The 511-nt window shown below is 73.8% G+C and carries 1 pseudogene; it reads left to right on the forward strand.

Annotation, left to right across the window (positions count from 1 at the left end):
- Positions 1 to 475 (forward strand): annotated as a pseudogene (locus AC2W7M_RS27225) (multidrug transporter subunit MdtN); the annotation flags it as partial.
- Positions 476 to 511 lie beyond the last annotated feature (36 nt).

A 511-nucleotide genomic window follows, 5' to 3' on the forward strand; every position in this document is an offset into this window, starting at 1 on the left:
CTCCGGCGGCGAGGCGCGCCGCGCCGCGCTCGCTCTGGCGGAGCGCGCGCTGGCGGACACGCAGGTGCGCGCGCCATTCGACGGCAAGGTGGTGGGCCTCAACCTCGCACCGGGCGAATATGTGCTGCCGGGCCAGTCGGTGTTCACCCTCATCAGCACCGAGGCGTGGTTCGCCTCCGCCGCCTTCGTGGAAACCGCGCTCCCCGGCATCGCGGTGGGCGACTGCGCCACCGTCTACGCCCTCGCCGACCGCACCCGCGCGATCCGCGGGCGGGTGGAGGGCATCGGCTGGGGCGTGGTCTCGGAGGAATTGATCAACATCCCGCGCAAGATGCCGCTGGTACCGAAATCGCTCGACTGGGTGCGGGTGGCGCAGCGCTTTCCGGTGCGCATCCGCCTGCTCGATCCGCCGGGCGAGCTGATGCGCGTCGGCGCCTCCGCCACGGCGACAGTGCACCATGGCACCCGCTGCTGACGCCGCGCCGGACGCGCCCCCGCCTCCCCCTGGCCG

This window comes from Xanthobacter sp. BG11Y11_SDJG, from assembly GCF_057364445.1.